2 protein-coding genes and 1 pseudogene are annotated in these 2231 nt (G+C 49.8%); all 3 read right to left on the bottom strand.

What is annotated here, in order from left to right; genetic code table 11:
• Nucleotides 1–935: pseudogene (locus tag KVG87_RS25665) on the bottom strand (RHS repeat domain-containing protein); the annotation flags it as partial.
• 117 nt (nucleotides 936–1052) lie between these two features.
• A complete protein-coding gene (locus tag KVG87_RS25660) occupies nucleotides 1053–1484 on the bottom strand; it encodes a hypothetical protein (protein ID WP_125918769.1) in 432 nt (143 codons plus the stop codon).
• Nucleotides 1481–2231, bottom strand: a 751-nt coding sequence (locus KVG87_RS25655) for an RHS repeat-associated core domain-containing protein (protein ID WP_302467811.1), incomplete at its 5' end; no start/stop codon positions are given. The genes KVG87_RS25655 and KVG87_RS25660, both read right to left, overlap by 4 nt.

Genomic DNA, 2231 nt, shown 5'->3' with positions numbered 1-2231 from the left:
CCGGAAGGTGCCCGGTTCGTAGATGTAGCTGCGATAACGATTTTTGGGCGCTTTCGGCGATCAATCTTTCGCCTTGCCAGAGGAATTCAGTGTTGTGGCCGTCGACGATTTTCTCGATGCGGCGGCCGAAGGCGTCGTATTTGTAGGACGCTGTGCTGCCTCCCGGCAGACTGACGCCAATCAAGCGGTGTTGGCAGTCGTAGCGGTACTCGGTGACGAGCTTCTTGCCGGTGCCGCGACTCTCGCGGATCAAATTTCCGTACGCGTCGTAATCGTAGTGGCGGTCGCTTTGCATTAAGAGGCGGTTGCCTTTGACGTTGGCGAGGTTGGCTGCGGGCTGGTCATTTTGTCCGAGGAGGTTGCCTGCCGGGTCGTGAGCGAAGCTCTCTGGTATGGCGCCGCGTACGCTGATCAGGCGATCCAGTGGATCGTAGTGATAGCTGCGGTTGCCTTTGCGGCTGTCTTTAATGCCGGCGAGGTTGCCGTTGGCATCGTAGTTGTAGCGGCGCTGGAACAGGTGTTTGTCCCGTTGGCTGACGCTGTGCGCTTGCAGGCGGCCCTGTTCATCGTAATGGTATTGGCTGAGTAACAAACCTTGCTGGCGCTGTTGTTCGCGACCGGCGTTGAACTGGTGGCTGGTCAGGCCTGAACCGTTCAGGTCAATGCTGCTCAGGCGTCCACCGGACAAATAACGGTAATCAAGTTTGCTGCCATCAGGAAGGCGGCAGTGCTTGAGCTGGCCAACGCTGTCGTATTCGTAGCGCAAGGTGCCCCAGACTTGGTGTTTCTCGATGAGCGGTCTTGCAGGTCGTATTTGTAGGCGAGCGGCCAATGGTCGTCGTAAGCGTTTTTATAAGCCGGTGCAAAACGTCGTAGTGCAAATGAATATCTTCGAAATTATTAAACGTTATCACTAGCGGGCGGCCAAACTTATCGCATTAGCATTCGGTAGCGAACTCCCTGCTAGTGTTGTCTAACTATTTTTTTTGATGAATAGTCGTTGATATTATATTTTTTGCGCGTACGGAAGCGGGTGGCGCAAATTTGTTTTGTTAGATTTTTTTGAATGGATATGTATCGCCGGAAATTACCATTGATTTACCTTCTATATGGATGTCTTTTATATTGTTTATAACTAGCTTTAGATTTTCTGAATTTGGGAATAAATAGTAAAATAGTTCGAAGTATAAGTAGTCTTTGATTAAGTGGGTCGCTAGATTTTCATGGTTTTCCAAAAGCTCGCTGAAGGTCGGATAATTGATTTTTGCAAGCGCTGGGATGTCCGTATATCCCTGCTCTGCATCGTCAATCCTGCACTCGGAGATGAATGTATCGGCATAGATCATGAATTCTTCTGGAAAATCGCAGGGGTTGATTATGAGCTCATATGCCTGCGTATCGAGTATGGCAGCCTCGCCAAACCCGAGGCTTCTATAGGTTACGATATTTGGGTTGACTAAGTTGCCAGAGGATTTAAATATCATGGTGTGGCTCCTGGTGGTATTAACGTGATTGTCCCGTCTTCTCTAAGTGTTATTGAGCCTGACGCTCGGTACTGTTCGCCAGCTCTTTGATCCTGTCCGGATCGAGTTCCAGAGCGTTGGAAGAATTCTTCAGGAGATTTTATTTCTTCAATATTTTGTGTTTTGTTTCCGGGTGTGATTCTGGTTTGTTCAAGCGAAAGAAAGCCTTCCTTGCCCTCGAACTTTTTTTCCAGTCCTTTAACTAGTTTCCCGGCCTTATTCGCGTTTATGTCTCCAAATCCTACATCAAGGTCGCTACCAATGTGATTATCACCCCTGACCCTGCTACCACCGATAACGACTGAAGTCCCCTTTTTGTAAGATTCTTCAAGGATCATCTGGGCCTGTTCCTTTGGCAGGCCAGGGAGATGCTCTTGTAAGAATGCAGCTTGTGCCTCAGGCCCTGAAGTCCTCAGGACTGTCTTCTCTGGATATTTATTGAAGACAGATTTTTCGCTCCATTTAGGAGGTTCTGGGCACTGTCCTAGCTTGCAGCTTAAACCCAACGGATCCACCCACCCCGTAGGATTAGGCACGTACTGGTAGCTATTCAACCCACCCGCAAGCTTGATCGGATCGGGCGTCAAGAACCGTCCAGTCCCCGGATTGTAGTAGCGGTGGCGGTTGTAATGTAAGCCTGTCTCGGCGTCGAAATACTGACCCTGGAAGCGCAACGGGTTATCGATTTCGCTGACGTCCAGCGCCGCT

Source organism: Pseudomonas siliginis (genome assembly GCF_019145195.1).
Lineage (GTDB): Bacteria > Pseudomonadota > Gammaproteobacteria > Pseudomonadales > Pseudomonadaceae > Aquipseudomonas > Aquipseudomonas siliginis.
The sequence above is the reverse complement of the archived record's forward strand: the minus strand, read 5'-3'. Positions and strand labels throughout refer to the sequence as shown.

Bases quoted from the DNA above. Each gene is read 5' to 3' on its own strand.
- KVG87_RS25660 (WP_125918769.1), bottom strand. From the start codon at position 1,484: ATGATATTTAAATCCTCTGGCAACTTAGTCAACCCAAATATCGTAACC.